Raw genomic sequence first — 17,973 nt, 5'->3', positions numbered from 1 at the left:
ATCACTCGTTTATCGAGAGCGGAAAACGGGACTCGGACCCGCGACCTCAACCTTGGCAAGGTTGCGCTCTACCAACTGAGCTATTTCCGCATGGCGTGTTTCGTATTGCGAGTGCAAAGGTAGGTAAAATTTCCGAATCTCCAAATTTTTCGGATGAAATCTCCCTGTTTTTTCGCAACGGCACGCCGCACCCGGTGTTCCGGAAACTATCCGAATATCCGGATCCGCTCGTCTATGGGGTTGAATGTCTTTTCGTTGGGAGCCTCTGCCGGAATCCCGAACGGCATTTGGGCGATCAGCCGCCAGTTTCCGGGCAGTTGCCACTCCTGGCGCACGGCCGCGTCGATAAGCGGATTGTAGTGTTGCAGCGAGGCTCCGAAGCCGGCCTCTTCGAGCAACGTCCACACGACGAGCTGGTGCATGGCCGAAGTGTGCTCGGACCATGTCGGAAAATTGTCGGCATAGAGCGGGAACTGCCGTTGCAGTCCTTCGACAACCGCGGTGTCCTCGAGGAAGAGCACCGTACCGTATCCGGAGGCGAAGCTCCGGTCGATTTTCTCTTCGGTGCGGGCGAAGGCCTGCGGCGGGACGACGGTTTGCAGGGTTTGTTTGACGATGCGCCACAAGGCTGCATGGTGGTCGTGCAACAGCAGCACCAGCCGCGAGGACTGCGAGTTGAAAGCCGACGGCGTATGTTTTACGGCGAAGCGCACGATTCCTTCGATTTCGGCGTCGGGAATCGGGGATCCGGCTTTGAGCGAGTAGTAACTCCGGCGCTGTTCGAGCGTCTCTTTCAGATTTCTTTCCATGATTTTCAGGTTTGCTTTTCTGCAAATTTAATTCATCTGCGCGATTTTTGTGCGGAATCCGTCGCCGAAGTGTTATCTTTGCCCTTATGAAAGACACTCTCGACCTTTTTTCGGCTTTGGGCGACCGCCTGAAGGATTTCGGCGGGGACGCTGCGTCGCGGCAGGTTGCCGAGCGCGCCTGCCGGGCCAACGGCTGGTTCACGCCGGCGGAGGTCTGCCGTGCGGTGAGGACCCTGAGCCGGGACATGCTGCAACGGCCGAAACTGGAGCGCTGGCTGGCCGCCTACCCCGCCCTGCCCGCGGCCCGGCCGCTCGACGTGCTGGTGGTGATGGCCGGGAATATCCCGCTGGTCGGTTTTTTTGACCTGTTGTGCGTCGTGGTCGCCGGACACCGCTGTCTGGTGAAGCCTTCGGCGAAGGATACCGTGCTCATGGAATACGTCGTCGGACTGCTCCGGGAGATCGACCCCGCCGTGCCCGTCTCGTTCTGCGACGGGACCGCGCCTGCGGAGGCCGTGATCGCCACGGGCGGCGACAATGCCAACCGCTGCTTCCGTGCGCGCTATGCCGGAATTCCGGCCCTGCTGCGCGGTCACCGGCAGTCGGTGGCCGTGCTTTCGGGCCGGGAGACGGAGGCGCAGCTCGCCGGGCTGGCCGACGACATCTGGGCCTATTCGGGGCTGGGATGCCGCAATGTCTCGCTCGTATTTCTGCCCGAAGGCGCGGAGCTGCGGCTCCGGATGCCCGCAGTGCAGGCGAAGTACCGCAACAACTACCTTCAGACGCGCGCGCTCCTTCGGATGCAGGGATGTCCGTTCGTCGATCTGGGAGCCGCCGTGGCTGTCGAACAGCGGGAATTCCCGCGGGCGCTGAGCGAGATCGCCTATGCCCGCTACCGCTCGGCGGACGAGGTCGCCGCCTGGCTCGCGGAGCACGACGCGGAGTTGCAGTGCGTCGTCACGGAGACGCTCCCCCACACCCGCCGCGCGGATTTCGGCCGTGCGCAGTCCCCGTCCCTTACGGACTATCCCGATAACCGGGACGTGTTGGCGTGGCTCTCGGCGCCGGGAGTATGATCTTTGCCGCAAATCCGTTATATTTGCAATACGGAAACCCTTAAAAATTAACGATCCGAAATGAAAAAAAACGTTCTTTTCGCGATGGCCCTGCTCGCCTGCGGCTGTTCGCAACCGGCGCGCCCGGTCTCCGAAGCGCCCCGATTCATTCATGCCGCCTACTCGGTGGAGAGCCTGCTGAGCGAAGCCGAACTTTCCGGCCCCGGTTACGAAGCGTTCGATTTCGTCTATCTGATGGCGGCGCCCGCGAAGTGGTGGACGCTGGATTTCGACCTTCCGGAGGCGGAGATCGTGCGCCGGGCCGATGCGTTCGACTACACTTCGGCGCCGGGCAACATGCCGCTCGTGCCGCGGATGATCGGCGAAGTGCACGCTGCCGGAGGGAAAATCCTGCTCTGCTTCGGCGGGCAGCAGGAGTTCCGGCCCTTTCTGGAGAAGCCCGAACGACTGACGAAGTTCGAGGCCTATATGGTTCGGCTCGTCGAGCGGAACGACTACGACGGAATCGACATGGACTGGGAGATCACCATCGACAAGGAGCTGCACGCCGACATGATGGGACGCCTGCGCGGGCGGCTCGACTCCCTCTCGGCGAAGACCGGAAAGTACTACTACCTGACGACAGCCCTGAGCATCGACCACGTTTACGACGAGGCGCTGGCCGGACGGCTGAGCCGTGCCGTGGATTGGATCAATATCATGTCCTACGACATGTGCGACGGCGTCTGGGGCCGCACGCCGTCGCATAACACTTCGCTGGCGGTGCTGCGCTCGAAACTCGCGCACTGGCAGATATTCGACAGGCGGCAACTGTGTCTCGGGCTGGCCAACTACGGTTTCTACTACAAGGGGCTGCTGCCGGGCGAGACGGCCGACGGGCCGCTGAGCGAGTACGGTTCCTACATTACCTATAAGGAGTTTCTGCCCAGACTGGAGCACGGGGGATGGACCGAAGAGTACGATCCCGAAGCGGAGGTCTCCTACTACTTTGCGCCCGACCGCGGAGAATTCGTCACCATCGAGAATCCCGTGTCGATGCACCGGAAGATCGAGTGGGTCACGGCCAACGGCTACCGGGGCGTTTTCTGGTGGGAATTCCACCACGACTACGTGGCGCCGGAGGCCGGACGGGCCGGAAGCCACTACCTGATCGACGGAGTGACGGACTATCTGAAGGAACAGGGCATCCGCCCCGCTGCGGAGGCGAACGACTAACGAAATACACTTACGCTTATGTCAATGGTTTTCCGGTTTCGCATGTTGAGCGACGAGAACGACCGCTTCGTGCGCGATTACGAGGTGATGTACGATATGACGCTGCTCGATTTCCACAACTTCATCCTCTCCTCGCTGGAATACGAACCCTGCATGGCTTCGTTCTTCACGGCGGACGACCGCTGGGAGAAGAAGCGGGAATTCACCCTGATGGATATGAACGACGGTTCGGCCGACGCTCCCGAGACGATGGAGTGGGTGCGGCTGGGGCAGATCATACACAACAACCGCGACCGGCTGATCTACCTGTTCGACCTGTTCGGCGACAGAGCCTATTACCTCGAGTTGACCGGGGCCTGCGAAGCCGAGAAGGGAGCCTCCTATCCGCGCGAGATTTTCGCCGAGGCCGACGCTCCGGATCAGTACGACCCGTCGAAAAACCGTCCGGAGGAGGACGAGGGGTCGGCTTTCGACGAGATGATGGGCGACTTCAGCGACTTCGAGGGCGACGACAACTACGACGATGAGTATTAAACGGTTGCTCGTGATCGTCGGACCGACCGGATCGGGCAAGACGGATCTGAGCATCCGCCTCGCCCGCCGTTTCGGTGCGCCGATTCTTTCGACCGACTCGCGGCAGTTCTACCGCGGAATGCCGATCGGCACGGCACAGCCTTCGGCCGAACAGTTGCAGGCCGTCGAGCATCATTTCATCGCCTCGCACGACATAACCGAGAGTCTGAACTGCGGGGAGTACGAAACGCTGGCGCTCGCACGGCTCGGCGAACTCTTCGCCACGCACGACTGGGTCGTGGCCGTCGGCGGCTCGGGGCTTTACGTGCAGGCGTTGTGCGACGGCATGGACGATCTTCCGACGGCCGACGAAGCGCTGCGCGCGGAACTGATGCGACGGTTGCGGGAGGAGGGACTGGAGCGGCTCGCAGAGGAGCTCCGGGAACTGGATCCGGTCTATTGGGAGACGGTGGACCGCCGCAATCCGGCGCGCGTGGTCCGGGCGCTGGAGGTCTGTTTGCAGAGCGGACGCCCCTACTCGGAACTGCGGCGCGGCGAGCGGCGCGAGCGGCCTTTCCGGATCGTGAAAGTCGGAGTGGACCTTCCGCGCGGGACGCTTTACGAACGGATCGACCGACGGGTGGAGCGGATGCTCGCCGACGGGCTGGTGGACGAAGCCCGGGCGCTCTACCCTTTCCGGGAACTGAACGCCCTGCAAACGGTGGGTTACCGGGAGTTGTTCGACTGGTTCGACGGCCGCACGAGCTACGAGGAGGCTGTCGAGCGGATCAAGCGCAACACGCGGCGCTATGCCAAACGGCAGCTCACGTGGTTCCGGCGCGATCCTGCCGTCCGCTGGTTCGCCCCCGACGCCGACGAGGAGATCGTCGCCTGGATCGGCCGCGACGGCATGCCGTCGGAGGAGTGAACGCCTCTCTGCGGGCGGCACGCCGTCCCGGCGGAAAAAAATATGCGCGGCCGGAGTTCCTTATGTTCGGAACTCCGGCCGTGTCGTCGTGTACTCGGAGCGGGAATCGAACCCGCACGGCCATTGCTGGCCACAGGATTTTAAGTCCGGCGTGTCTACCTGTTCCACCATCCGAGCCCTTGCCTTCCGCCGGAAGACGTCGGCAAAAGTACGAAATAATTTGCGATCCGCCAAAATCCCGGGTGCTTTATCGCGTCCGTCCGGCGGCGGACGGGGAACGGACCGAACTCTGTTTCCGCGGCGTGTCCCGGCAGCGTTTCCGGTGCGACAGGACACGCCCCGCGGGTGTCAGTGGCCGAAACGCGAGGTGTCCACCTCCTTGTGCTTCCGCTCCTTGTAGCTGCCGAACCGGTAGGAGAAATGGACCGTGAACGTGCGGCTGTACGCTCCGGAATCCATGTCGAGCCACTGCCCCCGGTAACGGACGCGGGCGAAGGGCACGCCGCTCTCGAACAGGTCGTCGCAGCGCACTGTGAGCGAGGCGCGTTTCCGGTCGAAATTCCATCTGAGCCCCGCATCGACGCTCCACGCCGGGTCGATGTCGTAGGTTCCCTGGATGGCCGGGGACTGGCAGAACGCCGCGAGGTCGAGCGTCAGGTCGGGTTTGCGGCTGATGCGCACGGTGTTGTCCAGCCGGACGACGCCGATCCACTTCGAACGGTCGAACGAAAGATCGTGGAAGGCGTCGCAGCGCTGCGTCATGCGCAGTCCCGTGAGGGTCAGCCGCGAGTCGAGCCACCGCCCGATGCGGAACGGGACGATCGCATTGGCGCCCCACTGCCGGTTCGTGTCCCAGTTGAGCGTCTGGTAGACGAGCGCCAGCCGGTCCGAAGCCTGCCAGGCCGTCTGCTGGAAGTGGTCCCGCGTCTCGTTCCAGAAGAGCATGAAGATGTATTTCTGTTCGAGGACATACACGACCTGCCCTTCGTAGCTGCGCATCGGGCGCAGCCCCGGCGTGCCGTGAATCTCCGAATAGCCGTCGATGTAGGAGACCGCTCCCTGCATCTCCCAATAGGAGGGGTAGCTCTTGTCCGAGGCGAGCGAGAGTTGCAGCACATGCTCCGCCGAGGGCATCCAGACGAATGTCGCCTGCGGGTAAACCGACCAGTTCTCGTAGTCGCCCAGCCGGTAGTACTCCCCCGCTGCCGAGAGCGAGAAGCTGCCCCGCGCGAACTGCCGGCCGATGCCGGCATAGAGGTTTCCGGTCCATTCGTCGAGCCGCGAATCGGTCTCCGGGGCGTCGAAGTCGCCCAGCAGCACCGTGTAACGCTGCCAGTCGCGGTCCGAAGTCCAGCCCAGCAGTGCGCCGTAGGTCACCTCCCAGCCCTTGCCCGCTTCGTGCCGTTGGTCGAGGCTGAAGCTGAGGCGGTCGATCCGCTGTCCCGACGCGACGTCGAAATCCCGCTTCGTGCCGTCGGCGTATTCGTTGCGCATGGCGGCCCGGTCGTCCGTCCGGTAGTGCGTATAGTCGAGCGCGAGGTCCGTTCCCGACGCGGTCGTGTAGCGCAGAGCGAGGTTGTGCATCGCTGCGTCGCCGTCGGGGCGGTTCGACGAGCGGACGAAGTTGCCCTCCGCCCGCGAATCGCCCGCATTGCGTGGCGTGAACGATGCCGTGTAGGCCGCGCTGACACGCCCCTTGTTCTCCGGGGCGTACTCCGCCGAGGCGCGCAGCCGGTGTGCGGTCGTTTCGCTGACGAGGTCCTGATGCTGCTCGATGTCGTACGTTCCGTCGGCGAGCGTATGCCTCGAAAGCAGGTCGATGAGCCGTTTCGACCGGGTCTGTCCCGCCGAATAGGTGATGTCGGCCGACCATTCGCGCGCCGCGAAGACGAGGTTGCCGCCCGCCTCCCAGTTGCCGTAGTAGCGGTTCGAGTAGTCGCCGTGCACCTCGCCCGTGAGAGTCCCTGCGGCGGCGCGGCGCATGACGAGGTTGATCGCCGCGCCTCGTACGTGGTACTGCGGCGGTGCGCTGTACATGATCTCCGCCTTTTCGATGCGCTCCACGGGTGTCGAGCGCAGCAGGGCCTCGAGCTGCGCGGCGTCCATCGTCGTCGGACGGCCGTTCAGGATCACCGTGACGCTCCCCGTGCCCGCGAGCGTCAGCGTCCCCTGCCGTTCGGAGACGCCCGGCAGTTGCGTGAGCGCCTCGTAGGCGTTGTTCACCGCCTTGCCCCGGACCACGGCCTGCAGGTCGTAGGCCAGCCGGCCCTGCTCGATCCGCACCACGGGCCGCTCGCCTTCGACGACGACGGCGCCGATTCCGGTGCTCCGTTCGTGCAGGGTGACGGTTCCCGCCTCGCCGCTCGCTCCGGAGAGAGCGGCGAGTTCGTAGGAAATGTGCTGGAACAGCAGACGGTAGGGCTTCACGGCCGGGACGATCTCGAAACGGCCTTCCGCGTCGGACGCTGCGGCCGCGACGTAGGCCGAGTCGGCGTCGAGCATCACGACCGCCACCCCCGGCACGGGCCGCCCTTCGGTATCCTCGACGCGGCCGCGCACGCAGGGACGCCGTTCCTCCGTGCGGGCGGTCGCCGCGACGGAATCCGGCAAGGTCCGTGCTCCGGCGTCTGCGGCGGTTGGCGCCGCGCATAGTGAAAATAGTGAAAGAAGTAGGACTAATACGTGTTTCATGACTTCGCTTTTTCGGGTTTCTCCGAGTGCGAAGTTAAGTGCGAAACCGTCTTGCCGGTACGTTTCCGATCTTGCTTCCTGCGGATTAAACAGTTGATTTGCAGCGTGCGCTTCCGGAAATATCTTGCCGCCCGGGCCGCATGTCTTGCTCCCTTTTCTACGGGAGCGTCCGGACTGCATGTCCTGTGTCTTTTCCCGAAGATCGCCCGGTCCGCATGTCGTGTGTCCCTTCTCCGGCGGCCGTCCGGAACATTACGCGAAGAAGCGGAGAAACTCTCCGCCCGCGGGGGCGTCGGCGATGCGGCGCTTGAGTTTCGACTTGAGGGTATAGACGCCGTTGAGCGTCATGCCGAGCATCACGCTGATCTCCTGGGGCGAGAATCCCGCGATGACGAGCGCCGCGAAGTCGTAGTTGCGCCCGGTCCACCCCGGAAATGCTTCCCGCAGCCGCGTCACGGCGCGGTCGTTGTAGATGTCGGCCATGCGCACCACGTCGGCCAGCATCGCGGGGCTGAGCGTCAGCTCCCGCATCTTGGCCGAAAGGCGCTCCCCTTCGCCGTAGGTGTAGCAGGTCGCGGCGATGTCGCGCACGGCGGCCACACGCCCTTCGAGCAGCTCCTTGACGGCGGCCTCGCGGGCGTCGGTGGCGTCGAGCCGCGAGGTGAGGCTGTCGTGCGATTCGCGGTAGGAGTCCACCAGGGCGAGCTGTTCGGCGAGTTGTTCCTCGCGGCGGCGGAGTTTGCGGCGATACCCCGCCAAGGCCCATGCGGCCGCTCCGGCGATGAGGAGCGCGGCCAGCGCCGCGATCCACGAACGGTAGCGCAACCGCGTTTCGCGGAGCTCCGCGGCGCTCTCCGCGCGGACCCTGCGTTCCAGCTCGGCGGCCTGCACTCCCTGCTGGGCCTTTTCGAGCGAATCGCTCTTTTCGAGGTACTGCATCGCATAGCCGTATGCCGCGCGGTCGTCGCCCCGCCGGTGGCTGATCGCTGCGGCGATGGTGTAGAGGCCGACGTTCATCTTCGAGATTCCCTCGGTGCGCTCCAGCGACCGTCCGATGTAGTGCCATGCCGAATCCGCCTGTCCTGCCCGGTGGAAAACCAGCGCCGAGGTGATGTCGTACAGCGTGCGGCCGGAGTCTCCGGATGCGGCGGGGCCGTGCCGCAGCGGCGCATGGCGGATTTCGTTCAGGTCGATGCGCGCACGCTCTTCGAGGAGCCGTTCGGCCGGCCAGTCCTCGGCGAAAATATGAATCAGGAGGTTTTGCAGCGTGACGATCTGGGCGAAGTGGCGGAACGGCAGCGAGTCCCGCGCGGTGGCCAGCGGTGCGAGCGTTTCGACCGCTTCGGCGTAGCGCCCGCAGGCGTATTGTGCCGACGAGAGCATGAACCGTGCGTACTGTTCCATTTCCCGGTTGCCGGTCCGCTCCATGGCGGCGAGCGCCTTGGCGAAGGCCTCCGCGCCCGCGGCGTCGTTCCCCTGTTCGAGATGGAGCAGTCCCAGCGTGTGATAGAGCGAGCCGAGCTGCCCGGCCACGGTGCTGTCCCGGGCCGAACGCTCGGCCCGGAGCGTGGCCTGCGTGTAGAGCCGCACCGCCTCTTCGGTCCGTCCGGCATGTTGCAGGGTTTGCGCCTCGAGTGCCATCGCCGCGATCCGGGCGGCCGGGGCGCCGTGCCGTGCGAAGTATTTCGCTGCGGGGCGGATCAGCGAGTCGTCCGCGATCCGACAGTCCAGCCGGTTGTAGGCTTGGGCCGAGAGGAGATACCACGCGGCCCTGTCGGCGCGTCCGAGACGGGCGGTGTCCACCGTCCGCAGGATGCGCAACGCGCTGTCCGGAGCTTCGTTCACGATCCGTCCGGCCTCCGCGAGGCGGCTGTCGCCGTGCCCGGCGCAGCCCGCCGCGAACAGCGCCGGAAGAAGTATGGCGAGAATCGTCGTTTTCATGCCGATGCAAAAATACGCAATATTTTCCGGATAAATTCCTATTTTTGCGCCGTCGATTAAAGCGAAACAGCGATGGCAGATACGATGCACAAGATCAACAAGGTCGAGGTCCGCAACCTGCAAATGGAGGATTACGGCCAACTGGCGCAGTCCTTCACGCGCGTCTATGCGGACAAGGACGTCTTCTGGACCCGCGAACAGATACGCAAGCTGGTCACGATCTTTCCCGAGGGGCAGATCGTGACGGTCGTGGACGGCCGGATCGTGGGATGCGCCCTTTCGATCATCGTCGATTACGACACGGTCAAGGGCGACCACACCTACGCCAAGGTGACGGGCGGCGAGACCTTCGACACCCACACCCCGAACGGCAACATCCTCTACGGTATCGAGGTCTTCATCCACCCCGACTACCGCGGACTGCGGCTCGCGCGCCGCATGTACGACTACCGCAAGGAGCTGTGCGAGAAGCTCAACCTCAAGGCGATCATGTTCGGCGGCCGCATCCCCAACTACTATAAGTACGCCGACCGGATGCGCCCGAAGGAGTATATCGGAAAGGTGCGCTCGCGCGAGATTTACGATCCGGTGCTGACCTTCCAGCTCTCGAACGATTTCCATGTGCGCCGCGTCATGCCCAACTACCTGCCCAACGACGAGGAGTCGTGCCACTGCGCGACGCTCCTCCAGTGGGACAACATCTATTACCAGCCGCCCACGCAGGAGTTCGTCGATAAGAAGACCACCGTGCGCGTGGGACTGGTGCAGTGGCAGATGCGCACCTACAAGACGCTCGACGACGTGTTCGAGCAGGTCGAGTTCTTCGTGGACGCCGTGTCGGATTACAAGAGCGATTTCGTGCTCTTCCCCGAGTATTTCAACGCGCCGCTCATGGCCCGGTTCAACGATCTGGGCGAGGCGCAGTCGATCCGCGGACTGGCTCAGTACACCGAGGAGATCCGCGACCGCTTCATCGAGCTGGCCATCAGTTACAATATCAACATCATCACGGGCAGCATGCCCTACATCAAGTCCGACGGCGGGCTTTACAACGTGGGGTTCCTCTGCCGCCGCGACGGCTCGTACGACATGTACGAGAAGGTCCACGTCACGCCCGACGAGGTGAAGAGCTGGGGCCTGAGCGGCGGACGGATGGTTCAGACCTTCGACACGGACTGCGCGCGTATCGGCGTGCTGATCTGCTACGACGTGGAGTTCCCCGAGCTGTCGCGCATCATGGCCGACCAGGGGATGCAGATCCTCTTCGTGCCCTTCCTCACGGATACGCAGAACGGCTATTCGCGCGTGAGGGTGTGCGCGCAGGCGCGGGCCATCGAGAACGAGTGCTTCGTGGCCATCGCCGGCAGCGTCGGCAACCTGCCCCGCGTGCACAACATGGACATCCAGTATGCGCAGTCGGGCGTCTTCACGCCCTGCGACTTCGCTTTCCCGACCGACGGCAAGCGCGCCGAGGCCACGCCCAATACGGAGATGATCCTCGTCTCGGACGTCGATCTGGACCTGCTCAACGAGCTCCACACCTACGGCAGCGTGCGCAATCTGCGCGACCGCCGGCATGACCTCTACGAGCTGAAACTGAAGCGCTGACGCCGTACGTCATGAAAAAACCCTTTCGGAACATCCGAAAGGGTTTTTTACACACACAAACATTAACAATACAAACAATGCAATGGCGAAATACTGTTTCTCATTGTTTCCGTTGCAAAGATCGGACGAAATTCCGGACCGTGCAATCGCTAAAATTAGGTATTTCGCGCGTCCGGTATGGCGGTCGGCTTCCCTTTTTTCGTCCCTTCGGCCGCATTTTGTTTTGAATTTCAAAATAATGCACTATATTTGCACGCGAATTCCATAGAGCCGGGCGACCGTCCGGGTTAGAAAATCACGAACGACAATTGACATAATATGCAGGATTTGGATGCGCTGAAAGGAAAGAGCCTTGCCGAATTGCGTGAAATCGCGAAGGTGCTGGGCATCGGAGACGTCATGCTGAAAAAGCGCGAACTGATGGAAAAGATCGCGGAAGCGACCGCCGGAACGGAGGCTTCCGCCGCGAACGATACGAATGTCCCGGCACCGGAAACGGCCGGGAACGCCGCCGGGGATGCGGCTCCGGCGGCCGAAGTGCGCAAACCGCGCGGCCGCCGGCCGCGGCTGGCCAAGAGCGAAGGCACGGTGCAGGGCCCCCGCCCCGCAGCGGTTGAACAGCCCGAGCTGCCGATGGAGCAGCCCGCTCCCGCTGCCGGTCCGGCAGCGTCCGAGGCCGTCGCTCCGGCTTCCGAAACGTCCGCTCCCGCAGCGGCGGGGACGGCGCAGGAGCCGCAGGCCGGACCGGAGCCTAAACGTCGCGGCCGCAAGCCCAAGGCACAGTCTCAGGCGGAGCAGCCTGCCTCGGAGCGGGTTCCGGCCGCAACGGAGCCCGTGCACCGGGAATCCCCGGCTGCGGCCGCCGTCCAGCCGCTCGACAACGAGGTGATCACGAAGGACGACTTTGCCGGCGAGATCGAGGGTGAAGGCGTGCTGGAGGTCATGCCCGACGGCTACGGATTCCTCCGTTCGGCCGACTACAACTACCTCAATTCGCCGGACGACATCTACGTCTCGCCGTCGCAGATCAAGCTCTTCGGCCTGAAGGCCGGCGACACGGTGAACGGCGCGATCCGTCCCCCGAAGGAGGGCGAGAAGTATTTCCCGCTGGTGCGCGTGAACGAGATCAACGGCCTGAAGCCCGACTACATCCGCGACCGCGTGCAGTTCGAGTACATGACGCCGCTGTTTCCCAGCGAGAAGTTCTGTCTGACGGGCAACGGTCACAACAACCTCTCGACGCGCATCGTGGACCTCTTCTCGCCCATCGGCAAGGGCCAGCGCGCGCTGATCGTCGCCCAGCCCAAGACGGGAAAGACGATGCTCCTGCAGTCGATCGCCAACGCCATCGCGGACAACCACCCGGAGGTTTACATGATCGTGCTGCTCATCGACGAGCGTCCCGAGGAGGTTACGGAGATGGCCCGCAACGTGAAGGCCGAGGTCGTGGCCTCGACCTTCGACGAGCAGGCCTCGCGCCATGTGAAGGTGGCCGAGATGGTGCTCGAGAAGGCCAAGCGCATGGTCGAGTGCGGGCACGACGTGGTGATCTTCCTCGACTCGATCACCCGTCTGGCGCGTGCCTACAACTCCGTGCAGCCCGCCTCGGGCAAGGTCCTTTCGGGCGGTGTGGACGCCAATGCGCTGCACAAGCCCAAGCGCTTCTTCGGAGCCGCGCGCAACACGGAGGAGAAGGGGTCGCTGACGATCATCGCCACGGCGCTCATCGACACCGGTTCGAAGATGGACGAGGTGATCTTCGAGGAGTTCAAGGGTACGGGCAATATGGAATTGCAACTCGACCGCAAGCTGGCCAACAAGCGCGTCTATCCCGCCGTGGATGTCATCGCTTCGGGCACGCGCCGCGAGGACCTGCTGCTGCCGCGCGAGGTGATGAACCGCACGTGGGTGCTGCGCAAATACCTCTCGGACATGACGCCCGTGGAGGCCATGGAGTTCCTCCAGAAGCAGATGAGCCTGACGAATTCCAACGAGGAGTTCCTCGCCACGATGAACCACTGATTCCGTTCGACCCCGATAAACCCTGACAGCGATGAAAAAACTGTTTTTCCTCGGCCTCTGTCTTTTCGCAGCCCGCAGCGGCTTTGCGTGGGGACAGAAGGGCCATGACGTGACGGCCTACATTGCCGAGTGTCACCTGACGCCCGCCGCGGCGAAGAAGATCGACAAGGTGCTGGGCGGCTATTCGCCCGTCTATTTCGCCAACTGGCTCGACAACGCCAGCCACACTCCCGAATATGCCTACACGAAGACGTGGCACTACCTGAACGTGGACGAGGGCCGGACGCTCGACGACATGCCCGCGAATCCGCAGGGCGACATCCTGAAGGCCGTGACGGAGATCGTCGCGAAGCTCAGGGCGGGCGGACTTTCGCCCGAAGAGGAGGCCTTCAACCTCAAAATGCTGATTCACCTCCTGGGCGACATGCACTGCCCGATGCACCTGGGCCGCGCCACCGACTTGGGAGGCAATCTGCGTCCGGTACGCTTCTTCGATAAGGAGACGAACCTCCATTCGGTGTGGGACACCTCGCTCGTCGAGTCGGCCCACAAATGGAGCTACACCGAGTGGCAGCGTCAGATCGACCGCCTGACGAAGCAGGAGGCCGAGGCCGTTGCGGCCGGCACGCCCGCCGACTGGGTGGCCGAGACGCTGGAAATCTGCCGCAAGGTCTATGACGAGACGCCGGAGGGGAGCCGTATTTCCTACGACTACATCGCCGCGGCCGCCCCGGTCATCGAACGTCAGCTTCTCCGCGCGGGCCATCGGCTGGCACGCCTGTTGAACGAGATCTACCGCTGATTCCGTTCCGGACCGCCGGAATCCTTCCGAACGAAACGCCCTGCCGTCGTACTCCGGCAGGGCGTTTTTTACATTACAGCCGACCGTATGATCCTCGGACCCGTCCCCTGCGGCCGCCGTTACGGGACGGATGGGCCGCTTGTCGGCCTGAGTCCGGGAATAGTTCCGGCGAAATGCCGCTTTTTGCCGGAAAGTTCTTAATTTTGTTCCGAAGAAACGACGCCGTGCCCGAGACGCTCTACATAAAGAATATGGTGTGCGACCGCTGCATCGCAGCCGTGCGCGACGCGCTCCGCCGCTGCGGCGTCGAGCCCGTGTCGGTCGCGCTGGGCGAAGCGCTTCTTCCGCAGCCGTGCGGCGGAACCGTCCGCACCGCGATCCGCCGGGAGCTGGAAGCCCTCGGGTTCGAACTGCTGGAGGACCGCCGGCTGCAACTCGTGGAGCGAATTCGGACCGCCGTCGTCCGGCTGGTGCACCACAACGACGGTATGCCGCCCCGCGAGCGGCTTTCGGATTACCTCACCCGGCAGCTCGGGCACGATTACAGCGCATTGAGCAAACTCTTTTCGGAGGTGAGCGGCACGACGATCGAGAAGTACTTCATCGCCCAGAAGATCGAGCGTGCCAAGGAGCTGCTGCGTTACGACGAGCTGTCGCTTTCCCAGATCGCCGACTCCCTGGGCTATTCGAGCGCGGCCTATCTGAGCGCGCAGTTCAAGAGCGTCACGGGTATGACTCCGAGCCGTTTCCGGCAGCAGAAGACCGCCGTCCGCCGTCCGCTCGACCGGGTGTGACCGAAGGTTTCGGGCTTCATGCGGACGGCCCGCCCCGCTTCTTTCCGGCAGGCGCGGCAGCCCCCCCCCGCCCGTTCTCCGGATCTTTCGCGGTCCGTTCGGCCCGTTTCGCCCGAATCTTGTAAAAGAAATCCCGAATTTCGTAACGCGCCCGCCCGGCGGCCGGGTTATCTTTGTTCCGACGAAAAACACCGAATCATGGCAGCGAACGAATCCGTGACAAAACGCATTTTTCCCGTGCTCGGCATGAGCTGCGCTTCGTGCGCCGCCCGTGTGGGACGGACGCTCGGCGAGCAGCCGGGAGTCCGGAGCGCTGCGGTGAACTACGCCGCAGCGACCGTCGCCGTGGAGTACGACGCGGCTGCGACCGCTCCCGAACGGCTGCGGCAGGCGGTCCGCGACGCGGGGTACGATCTGGTGGTAGATCTGACGGATGCCGCCGGAAAGGCCGAGAGCGAGCACGACGCCCGGTATCGGGCGCTGAAACGCCGCGTCGCAGCCGCATTGGTGCTGGCCGTGCCGTTGCTCGTCGTCGGGATGCTCTTCATGCACCGTACATGGTCGCCGTGGGTGACGTGGCTGCTCGCCACGCCCCTCGTCTTCTGGCTCGGCAGCGGTTTTTTCACCGGGGCATGGCGCCAGTTGCGCCACCGTTCCGCGAACATGGATACATTGGTGGCCCTGAGCACCGGCATCGCCTACCTGTTCAGCCTTTTCAACCTCTTTTTTCCCTCCTTCTGGACGGCGCGCGGCATCGCGCCGCATGTCTATTTCGAGGCATCGGGCGTCGTCGTGGCCTTCGTGCTGCTGGGCCGTCTGCTCGAAGAGCGCGCGAAAGGCGGCACGATGGAGGCCATCCGCAAGCTGGCCGGCCTGCGCCCCGCCACCGTGCTGCGTATCGGCGCCGACGGCACCCAATGCGAGGTCCCGGTCGGCGACGTGCGTCCGGGCGATCTGCTTGCGGTGCGTCCGGGCGGCCGGATCGCCGTGGACGGGGTCGTTGCGGAGGGTGCGTCCTATGTGGACGAGAGCATGCTGAGCGGCGAACCCGTTCCGGTGGCCAAGGGCCCATCGGACCGCGTTTTCGCCGGCACGGTCAATCAGCGCGGCACGTTCCGTTACCGGGCCGTCGAGGTCGGCGAAGGTACGATGCTCGCGCAGATCATCCGCCTCGTGCAGGATGCGCAGGGCAGCAAGGCTCCGGTGCAGAGGCTCGTGGACCGCATCGCCGCCGTCTTCGTGCCGGTCATCATCCTGCTGGCCGTCGCGTCGTTTCTCCTCTGGCTCGTGTTCGACCCCGCCGAGGGGTTCGTCCGCGGCCTGCTGGCGCTGGTCACCGTGCTGGTCGTCGCCTGTCCCTGCGCGCTGGGACTGGCCACGCCGACGGCCATCATGGTCGGCATCGGCAAAGGCGCCGGACTGGGTATCCTCGTCAGGGACGCCGAGACGCTGGAGACCGCCTGCCGTGTTGATACGGTCGTGCTGGACAAGACCGGCACGCTGACCGAGGGGCGGCCTGCGGTCACGGATCTGGCGTGGACCGCCGGAGGCGAGGCGGCTGCCGGGCGTTTTCTGGCACTCGAACGCGCTTCGGAGCATCCGTTGGCCGCGGCCGTCGTGCAGTCTCTCACGGCGCAGGGCGTTCCGGCCGCCGGGACACCCGACGGATTCGAGAACATCCCCGGCCGGGGTGTCGCCGGACGTTTCGGCGAGACGCTCTGTCTCGCCGGCAGCCGGCGGCTGCTCGCCGAGCGCGGCGTGGCGGTGGACGAAGCGCTGGAACGGCAGGCCGATCGTTGGGCCGCCCGGGCGCGGAGCCTTGTCTGGTTCGCCGAAGCGGGGCGGGCGCTGGCCGTTGCGGCCGTCGCCGACCGGCTGCGCGAAGGTTCCAGGGAGGCCGTCGCGGCGTTGCAGGCCCGGGGCATCGGAGTCTGGATGCTGACGGGCGATCAGGAGGCATCGGCCGCCGCCGTGGCCCGCGAGGCGGGAATCGGGCATTACCGTGCCGGGGTGCTGCCGGGCGGCAAGGCCGCCTTCGTGGAGGAGTTGCAGCGGGCGGGGCACGTCGTGGCGATGGCGGGCGACGGCATCAACGACAGCGCGGCGCTGGCCCGTGCCGATCTGGGGATAGCGATGGGCAGCGGCAGCGACATCGCCATCGAGGCGGCGCGCATGACCGTCCTTTCGCCCGATCTGCGGAAGATTCCCGAGGCGATCCGTCTCTCGCGGCTGACCGTGCGGACCGTTCGGGAGAATCTCTTCTGGGCCTTCATCTACAACCTGATCGGCGTACCGGTGGCCGCCGGGCTCTTCTATCCGCTCTGGGGATTCCAACTGGACCCGATGATCGCCGGAGCGGCCATGGCGATGAGCAGCGTGAGCGTCGTCGCCAACAGCCTGCGGCTCAAACGCCGCAAGATCGGACAACCCCAAAAACGACATACTATGGAAAAACGATTTCGAGTGGAGGGCATGATGTGCGACCATTGCCGCGCGCATGTCGAGAAGGCATTGAATTCCGTGGCGGGCGTTTCGGCTTCGGTGACGCTCTCGCCGCCCGTCGCCGCCGTCGTCTTCGCCGGCGATACCGTCCCCGTGGAGACGTTGCAGCGGGCCGTGGACGAGCTGGCCGGCGACTACCGCCTGACAGAGCTCTGATCCGACGTCTCTTATGCGGAGAACACTCCCGGGAGAAACCGGGGAGGACCGGACTGTCGAAGTCCGGTCCTCCCCTCTTTCCGGCGTTTCGCTCCCGCAGTCCTGCCGTGTCGCGGCCGCGCGGCTGCGGATCCCTCCTTTCGGGGGACGTGACTACGTTCCGGGGCATGTCCCCGTACGGCGGGCCTCCTTCTCCTCCACCGCTTTCTGCACGGTGGGATATCTCGCCTTGAATTTGGCGAAGGTGTCCCGCGAAAGACCAAAATGGCGGCAGATGTCGCCGATGGAGCGGTCTTCGTTCAGCATTTCGATCACGGCGGTCCGGTTTTCGATGAGCACCTGCAATTTGGTGTAGCTTCCCTTTTTCCGTCCCAGGACCATGCCTTCGGCCCGACGCAGCGCCAGCGCCTCGCGGGTGCGCATGGAGATCAGGTTGCGCTCGATTTCGGCCACGAGCCCGAACGCGAAGCAGAGCACCTTGCTGTTGATCGTGTCGTCGAAGGAGTACTTCTCCTTGGTGGTGTACAGGTTGATTCCGCGCTTGAGGCATTTGCCCATGATTCCCATGATGTCGGTGAGCGTCCGGCTCAGGCGGGATATTTCCGTCACGATCAGCGTGTCTCCCCTCTTCATGCGCTTCAGCAACCGTCCGAGTTTGCGGTCCTTCTCTTTCGCCTTGCCGCTGACTACCTCGGTCACCCAGTTGGTTATCACCAACTCCCTGCTTTCGGCGAAACGTCTGATTTCGTCCTGTTGATTGGCCAGATTCTGTTTGCCCGTACTGACCCTTAAATAAGCCACTATCATATTATTCTTTGTTTTCCGGAAACGACATTGTCTCCGGTGGCCGGCAAGAAAGCGGATAATCGGCAGGTATGAAAACATTTCGGGCAAATTCGATGCCATTCTGCTGGTC

At 64.0% G+C, this 17,973-nt stretch carries 13 protein-coding genes and 2 tRNA genes; 9 read left to right on the top strand and 6 right to left on the bottom strand.

Annotated features, from left to right (window positions below; genetic code table 11):
* Window positions 1–17 precede the first annotated feature (17 nt).
* Together FME97_RS11745 and FME97_RS11740 are read right to left on the bottom strand one after the other, a co-directional pair.
* Window positions 18–90: transfer RNA gene (locus FME97_RS11745), tRNA-Gly, on the bottom strand.
* Between the two features lie 116 nt (window positions 91–206).
* Complete coding sequence (locus FME97_RS11740) at window positions 207–809, bottom strand: nitroreductase family protein (RefSeq protein ID WP_141429804.1); 603 nt, start codon at window positions 807–809, stop codon at window positions 207–209.
* Window positions 810–895: 86 nt separating this feature from the next.
* Here FME97_RS11740 and FME97_RS11735 point away from each other — a divergent pair, with 86 nt between their 5' ends.
* Genes FME97_RS11735 through miaA form a run of 4 tightly spaced genes read left to right on the top strand, consistent with a single transcriptional unit; the run spans window position 896 to window position 4,541 of the window.
* Window positions 896–1,885 (top strand): acyl-CoA reductase, encoded by a 990-nt coding sequence (locus tag FME97_RS11735; RefSeq protein ID WP_141429803.1) that lies wholly within the window; start codon window positions 896–898, stop codon window positions 1,883–1,885.
* Window positions 1,886–1,945: 60 nt separating this feature from the next.
* Entirely contained in the window at window positions 1,946–3,100 is a 1,155-nt protein-coding gene (locus FME97_RS11730; protein ID WP_141429802.1) for a glycosyl hydrolase family 18 protein, read from the top strand.
* 18 nt (window positions 3,101–3,118) lie between these two features.
* Window positions 3,119–3,634 carry a plasmid pRiA4b ORF-3 family protein gene (locus FME97_RS11725; RefSeq protein ID WP_141429801.1) on the top strand — a complete coding sequence of 172 codons (516 nt, stop codon included), beginning with the start codon at window positions 3,119–3,121 and terminating at the stop codon, window positions 3,632–3,634.
* Window positions 3,624–4,541, top strand: a complete 918-nt coding sequence (miaA, locus tag FME97_RS11720) for a tRNA (adenosine(37)-N6)-dimethylallyltransferase MiaA (RefSeq protein ID WP_141429800.1) — start codon at window positions 3,624–3,626, stop codon at window positions 4,539–4,541. The genes FME97_RS11725 and miaA overlap by 11 nt, the downstream gene beginning before the upstream one ends.
* 91 nt (window positions 4,542–4,632) lie before the next feature.
* On the opposite strand, the gene FME97_RS11715 is transcribed toward miaA, so the two are convergent.
* The 3 genes from FME97_RS11715 to FME97_RS11705 all read right to left on the bottom strand — a co-directional run bounded on the left by FME97_RS11715 (window position 4,633) and on the right by FME97_RS11705 (window position 9,173).
* A tRNA-Leu gene (locus FME97_RS11715) sits at window positions 4,633–4,718 on the bottom strand.
* A 171-nt stretch (window positions 4,719–4,889) separates the two neighbouring features.
* Window positions 4,890–7,151 carry an outer membrane beta-barrel family protein gene (locus FME97_RS11710; RefSeq protein ID WP_162502090.1) on the bottom strand — a complete coding sequence of 754 codons (2,262 nt, stop codon included), beginning with the start codon at window positions 7,149–7,151 and terminating at the stop codon, window positions 4,890–4,892.
* A gap of 333 nt (window positions 7,152–7,484) precedes the next feature.
* Window positions 7,485–9,173 carry a hypothetical protein gene (locus tag FME97_RS11705; protein ID WP_141429798.1) on the bottom strand — a complete coding sequence of 563 codons (1,689 nt, stop codon included), beginning with the start codon at window positions 9,171–9,173 and terminating at the stop codon, window positions 7,485–7,487.
* A gap of 72 nt (window positions 9,174–9,245) precedes the next feature.
* Here FME97_RS11705 and FME97_RS11700 point away from each other — a divergent pair, with 72 nt between their 5' ends.
* The 5 genes from FME97_RS11700 to FME97_RS11680 all read left to right on the top strand — a co-directional run bounded on the left by FME97_RS11700 (window position 9,246) and on the right by FME97_RS11680 (window position 17,057).
* Window positions 9,246–10,781, top strand: a complete 1,536-nt coding sequence (locus tag FME97_RS11700; protein WP_141429797.1) for a carbon-nitrogen hydrolase family protein — start codon at window positions 9,246–9,248, stop codon at window positions 10,779–10,781.
* A 318-nt stretch (window positions 10,782–11,099) separates the two neighbouring features.
* On the top strand, window positions 11,100–12,803 hold the full coding sequence (rho, locus tag FME97_RS11695; RefSeq protein ID WP_141429796.1) for a transcription termination factor Rho: 1,704 nt from the start codon (window positions 11,100–11,102) through the stop codon (window positions 12,801–12,803).
* 31 nt (window positions 12,804–12,834) lie between these two features.
* Window positions 12,835–13,605 (top strand): S1/P1 nuclease, encoded by a 771-nt coding sequence (locus FME97_RS11690; protein ID WP_141429795.1) that lies wholly within the window; start codon window positions 12,835–12,837, stop codon window positions 13,603–13,605.
* Between the two features lie 203 nt (window positions 13,606–13,808).
* The gene (locus FME97_RS11685) at window positions 13,809–14,399 is read left to right on the top strand and encodes an AraC family transcriptional regulator (protein WP_317129394.1); all 591 of its coding nucleotides are present in this window, start codon (window positions 13,809–13,811) and stop codon (window positions 14,397–14,399) included.
* 198 nt (window positions 14,400–14,597) lie between these two features.
* Complete coding sequence (locus FME97_RS11680; protein WP_141429793.1) at window positions 14,598–17,057, top strand: heavy metal translocating P-type ATPase; 2,460 nt, start codon at window positions 14,598–14,600, stop codon at window positions 17,055–17,057.
* A 153-nt stretch (window positions 17,058–17,210) separates the two neighbouring features.
* Here FME97_RS11680 and FME97_RS11675 read toward each other — a convergent pair whose 3' ends face one another.
* Window positions 17,211–17,864 carry a recombinase family protein gene (locus FME97_RS11675; RefSeq protein WP_141429792.1) on the bottom strand — a complete coding sequence of 218 codons (654 nt, stop codon included), beginning with the start codon at window positions 17,862–17,864 and terminating at the stop codon, window positions 17,211–17,213.
* Between the last annotated feature and the right edge of the window lie 109 nt (window positions 17,865–17,973).

The sequence above is a fragment of the Alistipes dispar genome (assembly GCF_006542685.1).
Lineage (GTDB): Bacteria > Bacteroidota > Bacteroidia > Bacteroidales > Rikenellaceae > Alistipes > Alistipes dispar.
This window is presented reverse-complemented; position numbering and strand designations above follow the sequence as displayed.

What these genes read in the sequence shown, in the direction of transcription:
- FME97_RS11740 (WP_141429804.1), bottom strand. Translation starts at nt 809, where the DNA reads ATGGAAAGAAATCTGAAAGAGACGCTCGAACAGCGCCGGAGTTACTAC.
- FME97_RS11735 (WP_141429803.1), top strand. Translation starts at nt 896, where the DNA reads ATGAAAGACACTCTCGACCTTTTTTCGGCTTTGGGCGACCGCCTGAAG.
- FME97_RS11730 (WP_141429802.1), top strand. Translation starts at nt 1,946, where the DNA reads ATGAAAAAAAACGTTCTTTTCGCGATGGCCCTGCTCGCCTGCGGCTGT.
- FME97_RS11725 (WP_141429801.1), top strand. Translation starts at nt 3,119, where the DNA reads ATGTCAATGGTTTTCCGGTTTCGCATGTTGAGCGACGAGAACGACCGC.
- miaA (WP_141429800.1), top strand. Translation starts at nt 3,624, where the DNA reads ATGAGTATTAAACGGTTGCTCGTGATCGTCGGACCGACCGGATCGGGC.
- FME97_RS11705 (WP_141429798.1), bottom strand. Translation starts at nt 9,173, where the DNA reads ATGAAAACGACGATTCTCGCCATACTTCTTCCGGCGCTGTTCGCGGCG.
- FME97_RS11700 (WP_141429797.1), top strand. Translation starts at nt 9,246, where the DNA reads ATGGCAGATACGATGCACAAGATCAACAAGGTCGAGGTCCGCAACCTG.
- rho (WP_141429796.1), top strand. Translation starts at nt 11,100, where the DNA reads ATGCAGGATTTGGATGCGCTGAAAGGAAAGAGCCTTGCCGAATTGCGT.
- FME97_RS11690 (WP_141429795.1), top strand. Translation starts at nt 12,835, where the DNA reads ATGAAAAAACTGTTTTTCCTCGGCCTCTGTCTTTTCGCAGCCCGCAGC.
- FME97_RS11680 (WP_141429793.1), top strand. Translation starts at nt 14,598, where the DNA reads ATGGCAGCGAACGAATCCGTGACAAAACGCATTTTTCCCGTGCTCGGC.
- FME97_RS11675 (WP_141429792.1), bottom strand. Translation starts at nt 17,864, where the DNA reads ATGATAGTGGCTTATTTAAGGGTCAGTACGGGCAAACAGAATCTGGCC.